This is a genomic window from Streptomyces sp. NPDC054783 (genome assembly GCF_053611725.1).
The window spans coordinates 1-19,551 of sequence record NZ_JBSHAY010000050.1; the positions used below are offsets into that span (position 1 = coordinate 1).

Sequence of the window (19,551 nt, forward strand, 5' to 3'; positions counted from 1 at the left end):
GGGAGCGGATCCATTTCGACCCCTTCGACGTGCCCGCACTCGAGGCCGTGTTGCTGCCCCGGCAGTTGCGGGAACCGCCCGAGGACTGAGCGTCCACCTGCTCGACCGACCCGGCCCCGGCCGTGCGGCCACTCGCTTGCCGCGCCCGCCCGCCGGACTCGGCTTCGACCCGTCCGCTCCCGGCCGAGCGGCCGCCGGACCACCGCCATCGGTGTCGGTGACGTCGAGTACGCGGCCGTGGGCGCGGCCTGGGGCGAGCAGCTCGAGTAGGGAGCGACCGCGGAACACCGGCCGACAGCACGTAGGCCGGCTTTGGTGGCTTCAAGCAGCGGCCACTTCTACCTGGGCGGAACACTCGAACCGGGTAACGACCCGAGTAGCGGTCGTCCTCGGCGCGTAGCAGCCCGTCTTGCCTGGGTCGCACAGGGGCCGGTCGAGGACTCGAGTGTGCACAGCACCCGAGAGGGCACCTGTCTCTCCGGCCGAGTCGCCTACTAGGCGGCAGGGGACCCTCAATCTCGCGTGCCAGCCGGTCCGGCCTCAATTCATTGCGATCTTCGGTCGCCCCCGGAGGGCGACCGCCACTCGGCCGGTATGTGTCCGTCGGGATCTGCGCGGGGCTGCGATCGTCTGCCGTCCCGGAGGGCGACCGCCACGCCGTGCGTGGTCACGCGGACGCAGCAGAGTCTGAAGATTGCGATCCTCGGCTATTGCGGAGAACGACCGCCACGTCACTACTCCATCGGCCTGCCCGGCACCGTATACGAGTTGCGAGTCCCGGCCCCCCCATTACCGTCTTCTTGGCCCCGCAACGGGGTTCCCGGCCTCCGGGCCCGGCATGACTGGTCCCCCCTGTTGACCATGATCTGGGGGGTGGTGTCACTGGGCCGGGAGGCACTGGTAGACCGCTGATGAGAGGCATGACCACCGACTCCGCCAGGGGTTTGTGGACCTGTGCGCCGGGCAATGGCCCGGAGGGCCCGGTGACGGTACCGCACCGTCACGGTGACCGTGGCGCCGGCACCCGGTGCGAGCGTGAAGGTCGCGGGGTCAGGGCGAGCCAGCTGGTGTCGTTCGTGTCGCCGCAGTCGGCCATGCCCGGCAACACCTCGGCGCTCGCCTGCGGCAGGAAGTCTCCGAAGCTGTCCTTGCCGATACCACCGATCTTGTAGAACCCGCACGCGCCGCCGCCGCGGTAGAGCGCGTTGTTCGAGTTCGGGATGGGTGTCCAGGTGTCGCTGGCCGGGTCGTCGCCGAAGCCCTGATTAGTGATCACCCGCAAAACGGTGGGGAGGTATCTGAGGGCGGCGATCAGGCCGACTGCCGGCCGGCTCAGTGCAGCCAGCCGCGGCGGGCGGCTTGGGCCGCGGCCTGGAAGCGGGTGGCTGCGCCCAGTTCCGTCATCAGACGGTGGATACGGCGCTGGGTGGTGCGCTGGCTCCAGCCCTGCGTACGGGCGATGGCCACATCCGTACAGCCGGAGGCGAGCAGGCCGAGGAGGGCCACGGTATCGGCGTCCGGGCCGCCGGTTCCTCCCGCAGGCGGCTTGGTGTCCCGCACCGGGCTCGCGCGCTCCCACTCGGCATCGAAAAGAGCCTCCAGAGCGGCGAGCATGGGTGAGCGGTGGACGAGGTAGGCCACGGAGTGGCCACCGGTGGCGAGGCTGAAGGGAATGACCGCCCATCTGTCATCCGCGATCACCAGCTTCAGGGGCAACCTCTCCCGAACCCGGGCTTCTTCACCGATACGTATGCTCGGCAGGATGTCGTCCCGCAGGCGCCCCGGCCACGCCACGGCGGCCCGGTCGTAGATGACACGATGGCCGACACCGGCGTGCTGCCGACGACGCTGGTTCTCCAGGTTGCTGCCCGGACGCTCGACATAGGGCGGACGGTCGAAGGCGCGCAGCTGGCGCCGAGCGCTCGCGGTGAGCCGGGAGACGGCCGCGCTGATGTTTTCATGACCGGTGATCAGCTCGACAGCGATGTTCGGGTCGCTGATCCGACGCGCCTCACGGTGCTTCTCGGCGAGCTGCCGCACCACAGAGCGAGCCGCGTCGAGCCGGCGCTCACGTTCGTGGATCAGCTCGGTGACCACCACATCGGGAGCCGCGGCGGTGAAGCGTGGGGGACGGCCCGCCGCCTTGGTGGCAAGGCCGTCCTTCACCAACGCGGACAAATACCGGCCGGCCGTGCCCAGGCTCAACCCGCAGGCATCGGCGATCTCCGAGGCCGTACTGGGGGGCAGCCCCACCAGGGTGCTGTACACGAGTTGTGAGGCGTCGCTGAGTCCGACGACGTCAAGTTCCATGTGAGCTCCGGCCTCATTCCTGTCAACCAACCACCACCCGGCCCGACTCGGCCACCGGGCCATCCCTGCCACACTCCGCCTGGCTGACACGCCGGCCAGTGGAGTCCCGGTCTGTGCCGGCCGCGCCCCACCCCCGGTATCCTCACGATCGGCACCGGTGTCAACGATCACAGACTGCCGACACGCCATGGCAACAGCTCCTCGGCCAGGGCCAGGCTGTAGGGCCTCACCAGACGGCGCAACTCGGCGCACTTCTCAGGGCCTATCGCGACATACGGCAGCGCGGCCAGCTCGTCGGTGGCGTGCTCCACCATCTGGCGCCGCTCCCGCCCTTCCGGGGTGAAGGCAAGGCCGGGGCCCTCCGCCAGCCAGCCGCGCTCGTGCAGCCGCTGCACTGCCCGCGCCCACTGTTCGTCGGACCAGGCCCGTGTCCTACGCAGGGCCTCGGCGGTCACCGGGCCCGCGGCAGCATGGGTCACCAGTGCTTCGATTCCGTCCAGCCCGGCGGCGAGCAGCGTCGTGATGTGGCCGTCGCCACGAAACTCACGCAGCAGCGTTTGCGCATGCCAAAGCGCCAGGTGTGGTTCGTGTGGCCAGGGCAAGGCAGCGTGTGCGGCGAAGAGCGGGCGGCCCTGCGGATGGGGCAACGCCGCTCGGGCCGCTTCCTGCGCCAGTTCCGCAGCACGCTCCATCTTGGGCGACCGGACCGCGGGGCCCAGGATGCGGCGCAGCGTGGCATCGGCGGCCGCCAGCCGAGCCGCCAGCAGTCTCTCCGGCGACGCCGTCCTCCATACCGCAGGGACCACACTGCGCACCCGCTCCGGGTTGAAGTTGTAGAAGGTGGCGATCACCAGTTCGGCGGATGCCGGGCCCAGAGCCGCGGCGCGCGAGCCGAAGTAGCCGGCCCTGCCCTCGACGCCGAGCTCCGCGTACCGGGCCTGCGCCTCCGGAGCGAAGTACACAGCTCCGTGAATGGGTTCCACCATGTTCCAGGTGGCCCGTGCATAGGCGCAGGCGAGCTCTTCCTTCATCTGCACGAGATGACTCCTTCGACTCTTCCATGCGCTCGCAGGCACCGGAACAAATCCCGCATTCTCGACGGGCTCTGCGGTTTCCTTGTGGTGTGGGTGGAGCACGCTGCTGATGTCGCAGGAGGGTGGGGACAAGTTCGCGTGCCGGGACACGACGGTGCCCGACTCCTGCCGCGTCGGTTGCAGTACCGGTGGCGCTCGCGCAGACGTCGGAGCAGTCGGCGTACGAGACCGTTGCGGGCCTCCTGCTCGGGCGGTCAGTCGCCGCATAACGTGAGCACGGCCGTCGCCGTGCCCATCCGAATACCCGTCAGCTGCCGGGGCCGGTCAGGAGCGCGCGAAGCGGCGCTGGACGTCCGGCCGCTTCCTGAGCCGCTCCGGATAGCCCGGGCCCATCCGCGTGGAGATGTCCTCCGACCGCATCGGCTCACCGCAGGCGGAGCAGACCACCTCCGCGTGGGCATCGTGGTCGCAGGCGTCGTGGTGGAGGGTGACCGGGGCGCCCTCCTCCCCGGCGAGCCACCGGTCGCCCCAGCGTGCCATCGCGGCGAGCACTGGTACGAAGTCCCGGCCCTTCTCCGTCAGCAGGTACTCGTGACGCGGCGGCTCGCTCTCGCACAGCCGCCTCTCCATGAGTCCCTCCTCCACCAACCGGCGCAGCCGGTCGGCGAGAGTGTTGCGTGCCATGCGCAACTCCTGCTGAAAATCGTCGAATCGACGGCATCCGTAGAACGCCTCCCGCAGGAGCAGGATGCTCCATGCGTCGCCGAGTACATCCACGGTGCGCGCGATGGAGCACGGCCAGTTCGCGAACGAGGGACGCGCAGGACTCATGACCCGCCACCCGCCTCGCGGACCAGCTCGATTGCCCTTCCCAGCGTGACGAGCCTGGCCTCCATGGTGTCCCCTGCCGGATAGAGACGGACAGTGTTCACGCCCGCGTCGCGCCACACCCGCAGCCGCTGCCGCACCATGTCCTCCGTGCCGATGAGCGTGGTGGCCAGCACCATCTCGTGGGTGACGAGGCCGGCCGCGCCGTCGCGGTCGCCGGCCTGCCAGCGCTCCCGTACCTCCGCGGCCACCTCCGCCCAGCCCTGACGGCTGTAGGCCTGATGGTAGAAGTTGGCCGACGCGGAACCCATACCGCCGAGACTGAAGGCCAGTTCCTTCTTGCGGCCGGCGACCATGGCGTTCAGCGTTTCCTCATCCGGTGCGAACGAGACCTCGGCGCCCTGGCAGACGTCCAGGTCCGCGCGGGTACGCCCGGCGCGCGCCAGGCCCTGGTCCAGGTGGGCGAAGTAGGCCCCCACAGACCCTTCCGGTACGAAGCTGGTGCCGAGCCAGCCGTCCGCGACCTGTCCGGTCAGCCGGAGCATGGCCGGCGACAGGGCAGCCAGGTAGATCGGGACACGGTGCTCGGCGCGCATGGACAGGCGCATCGGCACCGCTTCACCACCGGGCAGGGGAATCCGGAACTCACCGCCGGAGTAGGAGACCTTGCCGCCCCCGATCACCTGGCGCACGATCTCCACCGTCTCGCGAACGCGTGCCAGCGGGCGGGCGAAGGGCACTCCGTGCAGGCCCTCCATCACCTGCGGACCGGAAGCGCCCAGCCCAAGGACGAACCGCCCTCCGGAGAGGTTGGACAGAGTGATGGCCGCCTGGGCGAGCGCGACCGGCGTACGGGTGCCGACCTGCATGACGGCGGAGCCCAGCAGCATCCGCTCGGTTCGCGCCGCGTAGAAGCCCAGCGCGGAGGGGGCGTCGGAACCCCACGCCTCCGCCACCCAGCAGATGTCGAGTCCCAGCTTGTCGGCTTCGGTGACGAAGTCGGCCTGCTGCGACCAGGAGTCGAAGCCGGACGCCTCGATCGTCGTGGCGGTCCGCATCACGACTCCGCCAGCTTCTTGATCCGCGCCAGTGTGGCCGTCATGTTCCGTTCGAACTCCCGCATTCGTACGAACACGATCTTCTGCTCCTTCTCCGGCATGTGGTCGATGGCGACGGACAAGCCGGATCGAGCCGGGCCCATCTGCACCCACTCCGTCAGTTCGGTGCCGCCGTCTCGGGGTTCCAGCCGGAAGCGCCACACGGCCGTGGGATGTTCCGGGTCCGCCACCGCCCACGCGAACATCCGCTCGGGGACGCATTCGACCACGGTGGAGGTGGTCGCCCACTCACCGAGCGCGTCATGCCTGCTGCGCCCCACGAACCTGGCCCCGACGGCGGGCCGTACGGCTCCGTCCAGCCACTCGACCGACTGCAGCTCATCGCTGAGGTCCGGCATCAGCTCGACGTCCGAGACCAGCTCCCACACTCGCTCCGGCGCGGCGTCGATCCACGTCCGCACCTCCACCGTCGGTTTGTCCGCGTACCGCGCGCAAGTCCACTCCACGGTGAGTCAGCCTCCTCGCCATTAAGGGGTCTGATCACCAGAGTTGCGTAACGAAACCAGCTTGGTCAAGAGCTCAGAGCAACTTGTCGAGCCGGTTGCACGGCGATCGCGATGTTCAGGACAACCACCGTGCCTTCGACGGCGGCCGCGCGGCCGATTCGGCATCGCTCCTGGCTGCTGTGCGTCAGTTCGCCGCGGCGATGGCGTGGCGCGGTCGGTTGTGCACCAGAAGGGCTGATGCGAGGGCTGCGCACAGGAATACGGCGGCGATGACGCAGGCGGTCGGACGGTACGACGACGCGCTTTCGCTGCATCGACAGGCGCTGTCGAGACGGGCTGACCCAGGCACCCTCGGTGCTCTGGTCCGCTGTCACGCCGATCGCGGCGAAACGACCGAGGCCGAGAAGTGGTTCCCTGGCAGCGAGACGCGGCTACGCCGGCCGGCCCGCTGATCGGCATGGCGATGTTTGGTGTGCTGACCTTCCTGAACCAGTACCTCCGGACGGCGCGCGGGGAAAGTCCCACCGCGGCGGGCCTGGTGCCCCTTCCGATGGCCCTCGGCCTGCTGATCGCCTCGACCGGCTCCGGCCGGCTGATCACCCGCACCGGCCGATGGAAGGTCTTCCTCGTTGCCGGCACCGCGTCCCTGGCCATGGGACTCGCGCTGCTCGGCACGGGCCGGTACGACACCGCGTACTGGCACCTCTCCATCTTCACCGACGACGAACACCTCGAACGCACCCTCCGCCGGGGCCTACGCCACATCCAGCTCCTACCCGACCTGATCGACGGCTGCCTGACCGGCACCGGACTCACCCTCACCCACCGATCGACAACAACCCGAAGAGCTCAGTAGGCAGCCCGGACCGGGAACTCCCTGTGGTTGCTGGACGTGTTGGTGGGTGTACGTCATGTGGTTGCCTGGTGCCGGGAAGACGCGCGGCCGGTGGGCGGAAACGAACGGGGCGGGGCATGTTGGTGGAGGCACTAGCGGCGTTGGCGGCGGCGGGGGGTAGCGCTGTGGTCCAAGCTGCGGGTACGGATGCGTGGAACGGGCTGCGACGGCGAGTCGGGGTGATCTTCGGCAGCGGCGATGGTGGGCGAGCACAGGCCGAACTCGAACGGCTGGACCACACCGCGTTGATCCTGGCTCCGGAAGCTTCCCCAGACGTCGCCGCAGAACGGTTGCGGCAGGAGGGCGTGTGGGCCGCGCGCTTCGAGGCCCTGTTGGAGGCGCTCGACGACGTCGGGCGGGAGCGCGTAGCGGAGGAACTGGGCGAGTTGGTGGCGTTCGTCGCCGCTTCGGCCGGTGATACGGCGGTGTGGACGGGCCGGGCGGTGGCCCGCGACGGGGCCAGTGCGGTCAGCGGCATCAAGAACGCCAGCAGTGGCCGCCCGGGTCCGGCGAGGGCCGTGCACACCGGGGATGCTGAGGCCACAGGGGCAGGCTCCAACGCGGTCAGCGGCATCGTCAACGAATAGACCGGCCCCGGTAGCGCCGCGACCGACAAGGAATCCAAGGGGGACGGCATGGTCCGGTGGACATGGCGCAAGGACAACGGCTCGGGCACGGGTGCCGCCCCGGCCGCGCAGGCGGGTGCGGGCGACAACAGCCAGGCACCGCCAGATGCCGACAGCACCCGGCCGCCCATGGCTTTCGGCCCCGGGGGAACCTGGCAGGAGGTGTTCCAAAGCGGGAACGCCACCGCTACCGGCGGGGGGATCGCCGTCTCCGGCATCTACACCTCCACCGTGCAACTGCCGCCCGAGGCGCTGCGGCAGCCCGCCGACGTGGACGCCCCGCCGGGCCTGGACGACCTGCCGCACCGGCCGGGCCACTTCGTGGGCCGCGGAAGTGAACTCGACCGCCTCGACGCCGCCCTCGCCGTCCCTGGCGCGGCCCTGGTCCAGGCCGTGCACGGGCTGGGCGGGATCGGCAAGAGCACCCTGGCCGCCTACTGGGCCGCCACCCGCCCCCACGGCCGCGCCCCGATCCGGTGGATCACCGCCGACAGCCCCGCGGCCGTCAGGCAGGGCCTGGCCGACCTCGCTACCGCCCTGCAACCCGTCCTGGCCAAAGTCCTCCCGGACCAGGCGCTCGCCGAGTGGGGCCTGCAATGGCTGGCCAGCCACACCGACTGGCTGATCGTCCTGGACAACGTCAACGACCCTGCTCACATCGCCGCTCTGATCGCCCGTGCCCGAGGCGGCCGGTTCCTGATCACCAGCCGGCTTGCCACCGTCTGGAGCGACGCGGCCACGCTGGTCCGCCTCGACGTCCTCGAACCGGCCGAGTCCCTCGCCCTGCTCACCCGCATCGCCACCTCCACAGGCCTCCGGCGGGACCTGGACGGCGCCGCTGACCTGTGCACCGAACTAGGCCACCTCCCCCTCGCGATCGAACAGGCCGCCGCCTACCTCGCACAGAACCCGCTCACCACCCCCCGCACCTATTTGGAACTGCTCGCCCGGGACCCGGCGCAGATGTACCGGCATGGCGCGGCCACCACCCCCGCAGAGCGCACCATCGCCAGGGTCTGGAACATCACCCTCGACCGCATCACCGACCTCCAGCCCGAGGCCGCCGACCTGCTGCGCACCCTGGCCTGGTACGCCCCCGAACACATTCCCACCACCCTGGCAGGCGGCCCCTCCGGCCTACCCGCCCTGGACGCGGCACTCGGTCTGCTCACCGCCTACAACATGATCACGCCCGACCCGGACACCAAGACCCTGGCCGTCCACCGCCTCGTCCAGGCACTCACCCGAACTCCCGACCCCGATGACCCCCACCGCACCCCCACGCTCACCGCCCGGGCCCGTGACCAAGCCGCCGCCAACCTGCACACCGCCCTGCCCACCACCTGGGACACACCCGCCACCTGGCCCACCTGGCGCACGCTGCTCCCCCACATCGACGCCCTCACCGACCACACCACCCAGGACACCGACACCGCTGCCACGGCAGACATCCTCAACCTCACCGGGTGCTTCCTCAACAACCAGGGCCAGCCCGCTCGCGCCATCAGATACCACCACCGTGCACTCGCTGACTGGGTGCGGGTGCTGGGCGCGGATCACCTGGATACGCTGCACTCCCGCAGCAATCTCGCCTACGCCTACCGGTCGGCGGGAGACCTGGGCCGGGCCATCCCCCTGTACGAGCAGACCCTCACCGACGCCGAGCGGGTGCTGGGAGAAGACCACCCGGACACCCTGATTTTCCGTAATAACCTCGCCTACGCCTACCAGCCAGCGGGGGACCTGGGCCGGGCCATCCCCCTGTTCGAGCAGACCCTCACCGACAGTGAGCGGGTGCTGGGCGAGGACCACCCCTCCACGCTGACGGTCCGAGACAACCTTGCCTACGCCTACCGGTCGGCGGGAGACCTGGGTCGGGCCATCCCCCTGTACAAGCAGAACCTCACCGACCGCGTGCGAGTCCTGGGCGAAAACCACCCCGACACACTCAACTCCCGTAACAACCTCGCCGGCGCCTATCGGTCGGCGGGGGACCTGGGCCGGGCCATCCCCCTCTTCGAGCAGAACCTCACCGATCGCGTGCGAGTGCTGGGCGATGACCACCCGGACACGCTGGCCTCCCACAGTAATCTCGCCTGCGCCTACGAGTCGGCGGGGGACCCGGGCCGGGCCATCCCCCTGTTCGAGCAGGCCCTCATCAACGCCGAGCGGGTGCTGGGCGAGGACCACCCCTCCACGCTGACCTTCCGTAACAACCTCGCTGGCGCCTGCCAGTCGGCGGGTCACCTGGACCAGGCCATCCCCCTGTACAAGCAGAACCTCTCCGACGCCGAACGAGTGCTGGGAGAAGACCACCCCTCCACACTGGGCTTCCGTAACAACCTCGCTGGCGCCTACCAGTCAGCGGGAGACCCGGACCAGGCCATACCCTTGTACGAGCAGGCCCTGACCGGCCGGGTGCGGGTGCTGGGAGAAGACCACCCCTCCACACTGACCTCCCGTAACAACCTCGCCTACGCCTACCAGTCGGCGGGAGACCTGTCCCGGGCCATCCCCCTGTTCGAGCAGACCCTCGCCAACGACGAGCGGGTGCTGGGCGAGGACCACCCGGACACGCTGGCCTCGCGCAACAACCTTGCCTACGCCTACGACTTGGCAGGAGACCTGACCCGGGCCATCCCCCTCTTCGAGCGGACCCTCACCACCGCCGAGCGGGTGCTGGGCGAAGGGCATCCGATCACGGTGGCAGTCCGAGAGAATCTCACTGCGGCGATCGACCAGCGCGACGGCCCGTCGTAATCGCCATGTCTCATCGGCGACGGAGTCGCCAGGCCTATGTCGACAACCAGTCCCCTGGAAGATCAGCCTTCACCTCATCGGCAGCCGTCGAGTACCGCACCTCCGATGCCGATCAGCATCAGGTTCTTGGTGATGGTGAAATTGCCGGTGCAGGTCCCGGACACCTGCAGTGTTGATCCTGGGGTGGCGTCGTTGATCGTGGTCCGCAGGTTCTGGGTCGGGCAGTTCACCGTCGTCACCTGCGCCGCGTGGGCAGGTATCGCGCAGACCAGGCCGGCCACTGCCGTCGTCGACGCAACCGTGGCGGCGGTCAGCGTCCATCGGCTCCGCGGCAATCGGGCTGTACGCTGAGACATCGTGCTCCTCGTGCACTCGTCGGACCCTCTTCAACCCGCTTGTCGCGCAACGCAGATAGGAAGATCGGCCCGGCCGGGCGCCACACCGACCGTGTCCTCCGGACAGCCCGAGTCAACGACCGGGATGGTCGAGGTCGTGTCCGCCTTTCGCGTGGATGCCGTGTCCCGAGAGTGGCCCAAGGCAAGCGCAGACTGTTGTCGATCGCCCTGCTGGCGGGGTCTGCCGCGGCTAGAGTCTTCGCTGGACAGCCTTGGGGGGCTTCATGATCAGCAAACGTGCGGCCGTCGCTGCCACTGCCGTCTGCGCACTCACAACCGCCGGCTGCGGCGCCGGTAAAACCTCCGGCCAGAGCACCGATCCCATCGTGCCAGCGATGGCAGCCGGCCTGCCCCACACCCTCGTGGGCAGCGACTACAACTCCGTCAGCCTTCTCGAGACGCAAACGCAGAACGGCACCATCACCGGCACCCTGGACGACACCGAGGTGAAGTACAGCAGCCCGGAACATCAGCGTGCGGTCGTCACGGGAACGCTGAAGGGGTCCCAGGTCACCCTCACGGTGAAGTTCACGCTGGGCAGTACGGTCCTCAACGGCACTCTGGACGGCGACACTCTCACGCTCCAGGTGCCGCAGTCGGATGGCCAGATCGAGGACTACGTACTGAAGCCGGGAAGCGTCGATGACTACAACCAGCGCGTCTCCGGGCTCGAATCCGGCGGCAGCCCCAGCCCGACGGCCCAGTCCTCCAAGAAGTTCTACTGAGCCTTCGGCCAGCCGGGCGGGAGCGCTGGCGAGTCCGTGACCGGGCAAACTTCTGCTCGTTGGTGCGCCGTGAAGACGATGAAGGAAGCGTTCGAGGAGCTCCACCAGGACGAGGAGGAGGGCCTGCTCTTTTCTGTACTTCACGGGTGCACAAGCACGGGCGACGCTGCGCGCGCTGGTGCAGTTTGCTGTGGACGCGTCGATACCGCTGCCGTCCACGCCCGGCTGCAGCGGTTGATCGAGCCGCGACAACTGGGCGGACGCCTATTCGCAGTCGCAGCCTGAACTCGAGCGGACCTCGCGTCACCTTCGCCAGAACAGGTGGTGCGTCACGCCGCTCGGGCTGGGCACGACCTCCAGATGGAAGCGGTCGAGCAGCTCATCGGGGGACTCCCAGAGTCGTAGTCCGGACCCGAGCTTTACCGGCGAGACCGCCACATGCATGGTGTCGACGAGGCCGGCGTCGAGGAACTGCCGGATGGTGGTGACCCCGCCGCCGAGTCGGACGTCCTGGCCTTGCGCCGCTTCCCGCGCCCGTTCGAGGAGCGTGGCCGGGTCGCCGTCGACGAAGTGGAACGTGGTGTCGGAGAGCGTGAACGACGGACGCTCGTGGTGTGTCATGACGAACACCGGTGTGCGGAACGGCGGTTCCTGCCCCCACCAGCCGCGCCACTCATGGTCCTGCCAGGGTCCGCGCTGGGGCCCGAACTTGTTACGGCCCATGATCTCGGCACCGATGTTGCGTGCGAAATCTCGCGTGAAGTAGTCGTCGAGGCCCCGGCTCCCCCCAGGATCCGTGCGCATGGGCCAGCTCGCCGTGGCTCCGGCCCAGGCGAACAGCCTCTCGGGACGGTCGAGGCCGAACGGCCGCTCAAGACTCTGGTGCTCACCGGCACAGATTCCGTCACTCGAGACGTTGAAGTTCATGACTCTCAGCAGTTGATCCACGTCTGTCCTCGTCAGGTGCTGTTGCGTCATCGTGCGGCGCGGCGCCGCACATCATGACGTCGAACGGGACGTGACCGGATCGACAGCGGCCCGCAACTTTTTTCCAAGGCGCGTCAGGAAGCGGCCCCATTGGCGGTGTGGCTGTGGCGGACACGGACTGCATCGAGCCGATCGCGGTGGCCGCCCGCGACCACTCACATGCGTCGCAACGGACGTCACCGCACATCTACTGATTTTGTTGACGTGATGTCGTCAAGATGAGGCCGGTTCCAGCGAGACATCCATCGTGAGATTGCTGCGGTACTGGATCTCGCGGAGCCCGTGCCGTAGGGCGCGCATCAGATGGTCGGGGTCGGTGAAAGCGGTGTTGGCCTGGCTGCTGCGTCGCAGCAGTGACCAGATGCCCTCGACGGGGTTGAGGTCCGGTGCGTAGGCCGGTAAGAAGTAGCAGGTGATCCAGTCGTGGGCGTGGATGAACGCCTGCAGGCGGGCGTCCTTGTGGACGTTCAGGTTGTCCCACACGACCACGATCGGCGCCCCGAGCTGCTGGTGGGCGTCGATCAGCAGGTCGCGGTAGTCGGTCCAGGTGAAACTGCCTCTGCCGCCCCGCTTGTGATCGACGTGCCGCTTGGGCCGATAGATCAGGCGCGTGCGTTCGCCCTGCTTGTAGCGGGCCAGGGCGGCGATGGAGATGCGGCGCTGGGAGCGTCCCCGCACCCGGATGACGGGTGTGTGTCCACGCCTGGACCAGGTGCGAGCGGTGGGCGGCGTCATCGAGAAGCCGGCTTCGTCCTCGAAGCACAGCCAGGCCCCGAGCGCCGCCGCGGCGCTTCCACCTGCGGCCAGGTCTCCTTCACCCAGCCGGTGACGGCCTCCTCGTTGCGCTCCGGTGCACGGCGGGCCGGGACCTGGTGGCTGAAGCCGTGCCGGTGCGTCATCTGCGCGATGGCCGACAGCGTCATGCTCTTGTGGAACCGGCGCCCGATCAGCGTCTTGATCCGCGCCGGCGTCCAGGTCTGGTCCCGCCAGCCGTGCGGCACCGGCCCCTTGGCCAGCTCCTGCTCGAGCACCTCAAACAGTGCCTCGCTCAGCGTGGGCCTGGACGCCGGCCCCTTCGACTCCAGGGCTGATGTTCCGCCGTACTCCCACGCCTCGTGTCAGCGTTGCACCGAACGCACGCTGACACGTAACTGCTTGGCGATCGCGGCATTGTCGTGTCCCAGGGCGAATAACTCGGCGGCCTGCATCCGGATGTGCTCGCGAAACGCCTGTCGATCCGCGGTCAGCCCGCCTCCTTGCGGATACCTCATGCCCCGGCCCACCGCGACAATCAACGCTTGTCAGCCACGACATCACGCCTACAAGGTCAGTAACTGCGCCGACTATTGCTCGACACTGGTCCACGCCGTCGACCAGAGCGTTTGGCGGGAGGCTTGCTGGCAGTTCTCCGCCAGCATGCTCTCCCAGTGCCGCCGACCATCGCAGCCCGGCGCCCGCGCCCGCGGTCTTGCCCGTCGGCGCGGCGCTGCAGTTCCCGCCGCCGCCCGACGGGACGGACGCGGTGGTCTGGTACCACGACCGGCCTACGACACCGCGACGCGCTACGGCAGCAGCATCGCGTACCACCAACTCTGGAACGAGCCCTGGTGGCGTGACGTGATGAGACCTGCGTCACTCCTGGCCGCGTCATGTCACATTCGGCCCCCTTCCGGCGGTCTCGATGGTGAGACCACCCATGGAGGCACAGGTATGCCTGAGAGGACCGACACCGCGGCCGACGACCGGGCCGGCACCGCAACCCAGGTGTTCGCCGACCACCGCGAGCTGCTCCTCGCGATCGTCCACAACATGCTCGGCAGCGTCACCGACACCGAGGACGTCCTGCAGGACACCTGGTTGTCGTGGACTGGCCGGAAGGGGCGCGCCCGTTCCGACGGGATCGACAACCCGCGCGCCTGTCTCGTACGCATCGCCGTGAACCACGCCCGCGCGCGCCGCGCCGGCATCACCCGCCGCCGCGCCTCGCTGGAGCGGGCGGTGTTCGTCCTCAACGAGCTGTTCGAGTACACCCACGCGGAGATCGCGGACGTCCTGGACCGCAGCCCGGCGGCCGTACGCCGGCAGGCGACCGAGCGCTTCGTCCAGGCCGGGCCGCGCCCGATGCACGGCCGCAACAAGGCCGCGCTTCTGCCGGCCGGTTACGCGACACGTCGCGGCGCCGACTTCGGCATCCGCCACCAGCCGGTCAACGGCGACGACGCGGCGGTGGTGTTCGAGGGCGAGTCGCCGTACGCGGTCATGGTGATGGATCTGACGCCCGAGGGCGACCGGATGTCGGACGTCTTCATCGTCACCAACCCCGACAAGATCGCGCATGCACCACGCAACGAGCGGGTCTCGGCCCAGGAGGAGCGGGCATGACGGCGACTGGGCAACGGCCCGAGAAGGCTTCCTCCGGACAGCGCGTCGCCGACTGGTTCGACGGCAGGCTCGGCATCCACACTCTGGGTAGGCAGTACCTGCGAAAGGTCTTCCCCGACCACTGGTCGTTCCTGCTCGGCGAGGTGTGCCTGTACAGCTTCGTCGTGCTGATCCTGACCGGGATCTACCTCACGCTCTTCTTCCACCCGTCGATGACCGAGGTGACGTACCACGGCAGTTACGTTCCGCTGAACGGCATCCGCATGTCCGACGCGTACGCCTCGACGCTGCACATCAGCTTCGACGTACGCGGCGGTCTGCTGATCCGGCAGATCCACCACTGGGCCGCGCTGATCTTCGTCGCGGCGATGCTGACACACATGATGCGGCACTTCTTCACGGGCTCGTTCCGCAAACCGCGTGAGCTGAACTGGCTGTTCGGCTGGCTGCTGCTCGTCCTCGGCATGTTCGAAGGGCTGTTCGGCTACTCGCTGCCGGACGACCTGCTGTCGGGCACCGGTCTGCGGTTCGTCAACGGCGCGCTGCTGTCGGTGCCGATCGTGGGCACATATCTGTCGATGTTCGTGTTCGGAGGGCAGTTCCCAGGCGATGACATTGTGCCCCGCTTCTACTCCCTGCACGTGCTGCTGGTCCCGGGAATCATGACGGCACTCGTCGTCACCCATGTGCTGTTGGTCGTCTACCACAAGCACACGCAGTTCGCGGGTCCGGGGAAGACGGAACGGAACGTCGTGGGCTCTCCCTTCTTCCCGGTGTACCTGGCGAAGGCGGGAGGTTTCTTCTTCCTCGTCTTCGGATCGATCGCGTTCATCGCGGCGGTGGCATCGATCAATCCGGTCTGGGCGTACGGGCCCTACCGCGCCGACCAGGTGTCGACGGGCGCCCAGCCGGACTGGTACCTGGGCTTCGCGGAGGGGCTGGTCCGCATCATGCCGGGCTGGGAGGTCAACCTGTGGGGCCACACCCTGGTCCTCGGCGTGTTGATCCCGGTGGTCGTCTTCCCGCTCCTCCTGGTCCTCATCGGCGTCTACCCGTTCGTGGAGGCGTGGGTCACCAAGGACCGCCGCGAGCACCATCTGCTGGACCGCCCGCGCAACCGGCCGGTCCGCACGGCGCTCGGCACGGCATGGCTGAGCGTCTATCTGATCCTGCTCGCGGGCGGCGGCAACGACATCGTGGCCACGCGTCTCCATCTGTCGGTCAACGCGGTGACGTGGGCCATCAGGATCGGCGTGTTCCTGGTGCCGTTGGCCGTCTTCGTCGTGACGCGGCGCGTCTGTCTCGGTCTCCAGCTGAGGGACCGTGAGCTGGTGGAGCACGGCCGCGAGACGGGAATCGTCAAGCGGCTGCCGCACGGCGAGTATGTCGAGATGCGACAGCCGCTGTCCCCGGCCCAGCGGTACACGCTCACCGCCCACCAGCGGGAACTGCCGTCAGCCGGACGGGACCTTCATCGGGCTGATGCGCACCGCGCCGTCGGCGGCGCCCGGGTGGGCACTGGTCAGGAGGAGACGGAGCCATGAGCCGGGCACCGCGTCGAAGGTGATCACGGTCGGTGTGCCCTACAGCGTCGAGGCACGGTCGTTCCCCGGTGAGCTCCGGCGACACTGAGATCTGTGACGAGGTCATCGAGCTCGGGCGCGGCACGGACGTCCTCGTGCACGAGGCGTACCCACCGCGAGCACCTCACGGAATTCATGTCGAATACCAGAATCGAGTGGCTGCATCGGCACGTCGCGCAGGCCAACATCAGCACGGAGGGCGCGGGCGCGGATGGCGGCGGCCGCCGAGGTCCGCACGGACGCTGACTGCGACCTGGCAGTTCGCCCGCTTCCCAACCGCTCCGCAGTACTGGCGGGCGCCCCGACCGATGCGGTGCCGCACTTGGGAAACGACACGTCGTCGACCACCCACACCTCAGGGCTGATCGCCTCGCACACCCGCTCGGCGATCCGCCGCCGCACCGGCAGCGGATTCCGCGGTGACTGGTTCACGAACTGCTGCAGGGCCTGCATGTTGCCGCCCGGCAACATGCAGGCCCTGCATCGACTTGCGACGGCCGTCCAGCATCAAACCCGGCAGACAACACTCGCCCCACCGCCGCTGATCCCGCTGCGGCACCGAAGCGCACACATCGGCAACGAACTCCGACAACTCACCCCGGAGCCGCTCCACTTCCCCCAGCCTCATACCAAGACGATGCCCACGACCAGGCACGATCACCCGACGTAACGAAGCACCACCTCCTTTCGATGGGTATATGTCCTGGGGGCGGGATGGTCGAAGGTACTCGGGGGCGGGTGCTGGGCGATGGTGTTACTGGCACGGCCAGGACGTGACGAGGACGAATGCACTGTCGTTCACCGATTGTCGCGGGCGCGAAAGGCTCCACGCGATGCAGTGATGCGGGCGCGGATGATCGAGCTGAGCTGGTCGGGGTTGCGGGTGCCGGCGATCGCGGTGGAGTTGGGCTGCAGCCAGAATTCCGGACCGGCTCACCTCGCTCAGCCACGCGAGCATCCCGGCAAATGCCGCGCTGCCCCAGACGCCCGAGCAGACCCAAGCCCGCCAGACCATCAAAGAATGCGAGCGGCGCCTCGCCCGCTACCAGGCCACCCTCGACGCCGGCGCTGACCCAGCCATCGTCACGCAGTGGATCAACGACGCACAACGCGACAAGGAAGCAGCCCAGAAGAAGCTCGATGCCCGGCCCGCTGTCACCTGGAAGAAGGAAGAACCCTTCGCCCTCGACCAGATCCGGGAGATCACTGACAGAATCGGAGACATCGCACAACGCATCCAGACCGCTGACGCCGACAAGAAGGAACCCCTCTACGAGGCCCTGGGCATCACCATCGCGTACGACAACGCAACGAGGACCGCGACCGTCAGGTCGAGGCCCTCGATTCCGTATCGCTGTAAGCGGTGTCCGAGGGGGGAGTTGACGGGTTGACGATACGGTCGTGGTGGCGCAAGGGAAGCTCTCGCCGACCTTGGATGGCGTCCCGGCCACACCGTCCGCATCGCCGTACTCCCCCGTACTCATGCCATGCCCGCAGGCGCCCCGCCAACCCGCTGACCAGCGTCAACTTGCGACGCAGCCACATCTACAGCCGCCGTGACTTGACCGCTACTCAAAAGACAGGAAAGCGTACCGTGCACCATATTCGGCGGCCGTGATGCCCATCACCACCACATCACAATAGGTGCCGCCGAAGTATTCTCGCTCACGCAGTCTTCCCTCGACTTCAAAGCCCAATGCGGCATGCAGACGGAGTGAAGCGGTATTGAAGGCGTAGATATGCACCTCGCACTTGTGGAATCGCCGCTCTCCGAACATGAAGGACAGCAGCAACTTAAGCGAATCCGTCGCGTAACCTTTCCTGCGGTGCTCGCTCGCGACTGCCAGACCACAGCGGAACCAACCAGCCCGGGCGTCGGAATCAACGACGTTGACGGCCCCGACCATGACGCGCTCACTGAGATTTTCGATCGCCAGGGCGAACGACGCCTCGTCACTGTTCGTGGAGATGTCCAGGATTTCCCTCTGGTGCGTCGCATCCGATCTGGGAAGCGTTACCCGGAATACGTTACGGGCATCGATGGACGACTGTTCGAATTGAGAGAAATACTCCCAGTCATCTGCTCTTATCGCGCGCAGCTCGACCAACTCGCCATGCCATATCGACCTAGTCATCTGACCCTTCCGCTACGGAAAACCGGGCAGGTTGCCTCACTCTCCGAGTGAAGCGCTGTGCAGCACTGTCGATTCGTACTCCTCGGCGAGTGCGACCACGGCGGAAGCGGCCACTTGGGCCAGGGGCGTGAGGGAGACGTTCCAGTCAGCGGCGGAGAGGCTCTGCGCAAGCAGTCTCCAGATGATCCTCATACCTCGTTGGTTCCGCTGGGACACGTGATCCGCATAGGCACTGGCCACACTCGCCAGGGCCTGCGCCTGCCAGTGGGAAGCGGTGATGCTCCTCGCCAATGCCTCCGCACGGTCATGGTCACCAGCACGGGCCGCTCCACCGGCCAGGTCACACAACACCTGTGCCTTCCGGTCGGGATCGCCGATGCCGCGGGCCAGTGCTTCACCGGTGCTGGAGAGCCGGCTTGCCCACCCATGGTCATCGACGAAGGCCGCGGCGGCGGCCAGAGCCGCGTGGACCTGCACCTGTATGTCGGGGGCGCTCAACGTACCCAAAAGTGCCGCGGATGCCTCAAGCAGATGACGGGCGTCTTCGCGGCTACCGGACTGAGCGGCAACACCGGCCAGTTCCGCCATGACCTGGGCTCGCCAATCGGCATCAGTGATCGAGTGAGCAAGCGCTTCGGCGGAGTGGAAGTCGCCGGCTTGACCGGCCAGGGTGGCCAGTTCGACCAGTGCCTGAGTCCGCCAGTGGGACTGGCTGATGGAGCGTGCGAGGGTCTCGGCCCTGCGGTGATCGCCTGCCTGTGCAGCGGCTCCGGCCAGGTCGGACAGCACCTGGTCCCGTTCCTCGGGGTCGGAGATCTCGTCTGCGACGGACTCGGCGCCTTCCACCAGCACAGCGCATCGATCCCGCTCCCCTGCCTGGGCCGCCACACCGGCGAGCGCCGTCAGTCCCTGCGCCTTCCAGAAAGCACCGGAGACGCCCCTCACCAGCGTCTCCGCACGGTCGTAGTCCCCTGCCTCGGCGATCACGGTCGACAACTCGACGAGCGCCTGCGCCCTACGCTCGACCATCGTGATCGCGCGCGTCACTTCCTCGGCACGATTTGCCAGCCGCTCCACTTGGATGTGCTCTTCGGTACGGGCGGAGACACTGGCCAGGGTCGTGAGCATGTTCGTCTTACGGTCAGGGTCCGTTATGCCCCCGACCAATGTCTCAGCGGATTCGACGAAGGAGCGGGCTCGAGCGACGTCGTTCGCTTGTGCCGCCGCAATAGCGAGGTCCGTGAGGGCCTGAGCACGCCGCTCGGGATCGGCGATCGAATGGATCAGATTTTCCGCGCGGCCGAACTCCCCCGTCTGCGACGAGGCA

Annotated in this window: 16 protein-coding genes and 2 pseudogenes; 6 read left to right on the forward strand and 12 right to left on the reverse strand. The window is 68.1% G+C overall.

Annotated features, from left to right (window positions below):
• Nucleotides 1–1,000: 1,000 nt before the first annotated feature.
• The 6 genes from ACWGJ5_RS42830 to ACWGJ5_RS42855 form a co-directional block, all read right to left on the reverse strand.
• Entirely contained in the window at nt 1,001–1,276 is a 276-nt protein-coding gene (locus ACWGJ5_RS42830; protein WP_453315023.1) for a hypothetical protein, read from the reverse strand.
• A 56-nt stretch (nt 1,277–1,332) separates the two neighbouring features.
• Complete coding sequence (locus tag ACWGJ5_RS42835; protein WP_453315024.1) at nt 1,333–2,310, reverse strand: TrmB family transcriptional regulator; 978 nt, start codon at nt 2,308–2,310, stop codon at nt 1,333–1,335.
• Between the two features lie 167 nt (nt 2,311–2,477).
• Nucleotides 2,478–3,341, reverse strand: a complete 864-nt coding sequence (locus ACWGJ5_RS42840; protein WP_453315062.1) for an SCO6745 family protein — start codon at nt 3,339–3,341, stop codon at nt 2,478–2,480.
• Nucleotides 3,342–3,668: 327 nt separating this feature from the next.
• Complete coding sequence (locus tag ACWGJ5_RS42845; RefSeq protein WP_453315025.1) at nt 3,669–4,175, reverse strand: winged helix-turn-helix transcriptional regulator; 507 nt, start codon at nt 4,173–4,175, stop codon at nt 3,669–3,671.
• Nucleotides 4,172–5,230 carry an LLM class flavin-dependent oxidoreductase gene (locus ACWGJ5_RS42850; RefSeq protein ID WP_453315026.1) on the reverse strand — a complete coding sequence of 353 codons (1,059 nt, stop codon included), beginning with the start codon at nt 5,228–5,230 and terminating at the stop codon, nt 4,172–4,174. The genes ACWGJ5_RS42845 and ACWGJ5_RS42850 overlap by 4 nt, the downstream gene beginning before the upstream one ends.
• A complete protein-coding gene (locus ACWGJ5_RS42855; RefSeq protein ID WP_453315027.1) occupies nt 5,230–5,736 on the reverse strand; it encodes an SRPBCC family protein in 507 nt (168 codons plus the stop codon). The genes ACWGJ5_RS42850 and ACWGJ5_RS42855 overlap by 1 nt, the downstream gene beginning before the upstream one ends.
• Before the next feature lie 457 nt (nt 5,737–6,193).
• Between ACWGJ5_RS42855 and ACWGJ5_RS42860 the strand changes: the two genes are divergently transcribed.
• The 3 genes from ACWGJ5_RS42860 to fxsT all read left to right on the forward strand — a co-directional run bounded on the left by ACWGJ5_RS42860 (nt 6,194) and on the right by fxsT (nt 10,017).
• Nucleotides 6,194–6,592: a hypothetical protein gene (locus tag ACWGJ5_RS42860; RefSeq protein ID WP_453315028.1), complete on the forward strand. Its 399-nt coding sequence runs from the start codon at nt 6,194–6,196 to the stop codon at nt 6,590–6,592.
• 218 nt (nt 6,593–6,810) lie between these two features.
• Nucleotides 6,811–7,218 carry a hypothetical protein gene (locus ACWGJ5_RS42865; RefSeq protein ID WP_453315029.1) on the forward strand — a complete coding sequence of 136 codons (408 nt, stop codon included), beginning with the start codon at nt 6,811–6,813 and terminating at the stop codon, nt 7,216–7,218.
• Nucleotides 7,219–7,266: 48 nt separating this feature from the next.
• On the forward strand, nt 7,267–10,017 hold the full coding sequence (gene fxsT / locus ACWGJ5_RS42870; protein WP_453315030.1) for an FxSxx-COOH system tetratricopeptide repeat protein: 2,751 nt from the start codon (nt 7,267–7,269) through the stop codon (nt 10,015–10,017).
• A 74-nt stretch (nt 10,018–10,091) separates the two neighbouring features.
• Here the strand turns inward: fxsT and ACWGJ5_RS42875 are convergent, their stop codons facing one another.
• The gene (locus ACWGJ5_RS42875) at nt 10,092–10,373 is read right to left on the reverse strand and encodes a hypothetical protein (RefSeq protein ID WP_453315031.1); all 282 of its coding nucleotides are present in this window, start codon (nt 10,371–10,373) and stop codon (nt 10,092–10,094) included.
• A gap of 374 nt (nt 10,374–10,747) precedes the next feature.
• Here ACWGJ5_RS42875 and ACWGJ5_RS42880 point away from each other — a divergent pair, with 374 nt between their 5' ends.
• Nucleotides 10,748–11,137 (forward strand): hypothetical protein, encoded by a 390-nt coding sequence (locus ACWGJ5_RS42880; RefSeq protein WP_453315032.1) that lies wholly within the window; start codon nt 10,748–10,750, stop codon nt 11,135–11,137.
• Between the two features lie 303 nt (nt 11,138–11,440).
• On the opposite strand, the gene ACWGJ5_RS42885 is transcribed toward ACWGJ5_RS42880, so the two are convergent.
• Both ACWGJ5_RS42885 and ACWGJ5_RS42890 read right to left on the reverse strand, forming a co-directional pair.
• A complete protein-coding gene (locus tag ACWGJ5_RS42885) occupies nt 11,441–12,085 on the reverse strand; it encodes a dihydrofolate reductase family protein (protein WP_453315033.1) in 645 nt (214 codons plus the stop codon).
• Between the two features lie 226 nt (nt 12,086–12,311).
• Nucleotides 12,312–13,395: pseudogene (locus ACWGJ5_RS42890) on the reverse strand (IS630 family transposase).
• Between the two features lie 439 nt (nt 13,396–13,834).
• Here ACWGJ5_RS42890 and ACWGJ5_RS42895 point away from each other — a divergent pair.
• The gene (locus tag ACWGJ5_RS42895; protein WP_453315034.1) at nt 13,835–14,506 is read left to right on the forward strand and encodes a sigma factor-like helix-turn-helix DNA-binding protein; all 672 of its coding nucleotides are present in this window, start codon (nt 13,835–13,837) and stop codon (nt 14,504–14,506) included.
• On the forward strand, nt 14,503–16,050 hold the full coding sequence (gene qcrB, locus ACWGJ5_RS42900; RefSeq protein ID WP_453315035.1) for a cytochrome bc1 complex cytochrome b subunit: 1,548 nt from the start codon (nt 14,503–14,505) through the stop codon (nt 16,048–16,050). Before ACWGJ5_RS42895 ends, qcrB begins: the two co-directional genes overlap by 4 nt.
• A gap of 271 nt (nt 16,051–16,321) precedes the next feature.
• Here the strand turns inward: qcrB and ACWGJ5_RS42905 are convergent.
• The 3 genes and pseudogenes from ACWGJ5_RS42905 to ACWGJ5_RS42915 all read right to left on the reverse strand — a co-directional run.
• Nucleotides 16,322–16,717, reverse strand: a pseudogene (locus ACWGJ5_RS42905) (transposase); the annotation flags it as partial.
• 940 nt (nt 16,718–17,657) lie between these two features.
• Entirely contained in the window at nt 17,658–18,197 is a 540-nt protein-coding gene (locus tag ACWGJ5_RS42910; RefSeq protein WP_453315036.1) for a GNAT family N-acetyltransferase, read from the reverse strand.
• Between the two features lie 63 nt (nt 18,198–18,260).
• On the reverse strand, nt 18,261–19,551 hold a 1,291-nt coding region (locus ACWGJ5_RS42915), incomplete at its 5' end, for a tetratricopeptide repeat protein (RefSeq protein WP_453315037.1).

Bases quoted from the DNA above. Each gene is read 5' to 3' on its own strand.
- ACWGJ5_RS42835 (WP_453315024.1), bottom strand. From the start codon at position 2,310: ATGGAACTTGACGTCGTCGGACTCAGCGACGCCTCACAACTCGTGTAC.
- ACWGJ5_RS42840 (WP_453315062.1), bottom strand. From the start codon at position 3,341: ATGAAGGAAGAGCTCGCCTGCGCCTATGCACGGGCCACCTGGAACATG.
- ACWGJ5_RS42845 (WP_453315025.1), bottom strand. From the start codon at position 4,175: ATGAGTCCTGCGCGTCCCTCGTTCGCGAACTGGCCGTGCTCCATCGCG.
- ACWGJ5_RS42850 (WP_453315026.1), bottom strand. From the start codon at position 5,230: ATGCGGACCGCCACGACGATCGAGGCGTCCGGCTTCGACTCCTGGTCG.
- ACWGJ5_RS42860 (WP_453315028.1), top strand. From the start codon at position 6,194: ATGGCGATGTTTGGTGTGCTGACCTTCCTGAACCAGTACCTCCGGACG.
- fxsT (WP_453315030.1), top strand. From the start codon at position 7,267: ATGGTCCGGTGGACATGGCGCAAGGACAACGGCTCGGGCACGGGTGCC.
- ACWGJ5_RS42875 (WP_453315031.1), bottom strand. From the start codon at position 10,373: ATGTCTCAGCGTACAGCCCGATTGCCGCGGAGCCGATGGACGCTGACC.
- ACWGJ5_RS42880 (WP_453315032.1), top strand. From the start codon at position 10,748: ATGGCAGCCGGCCTGCCCCACACCCTCGTGGGCAGCGACTACAACTCC.
- ACWGJ5_RS42895 (WP_453315034.1), top strand. From the start codon at position 13,835: ATGCCTGAGAGGACCGACACCGCGGCCGACGACCGGGCCGGCACCGCA.
- qcrB (WP_453315035.1), top strand. From the start codon at position 14,503: ATGACGGCGACTGGGCAACGGCCCGAGAAGGCTTCCTCCGGACAGCGC.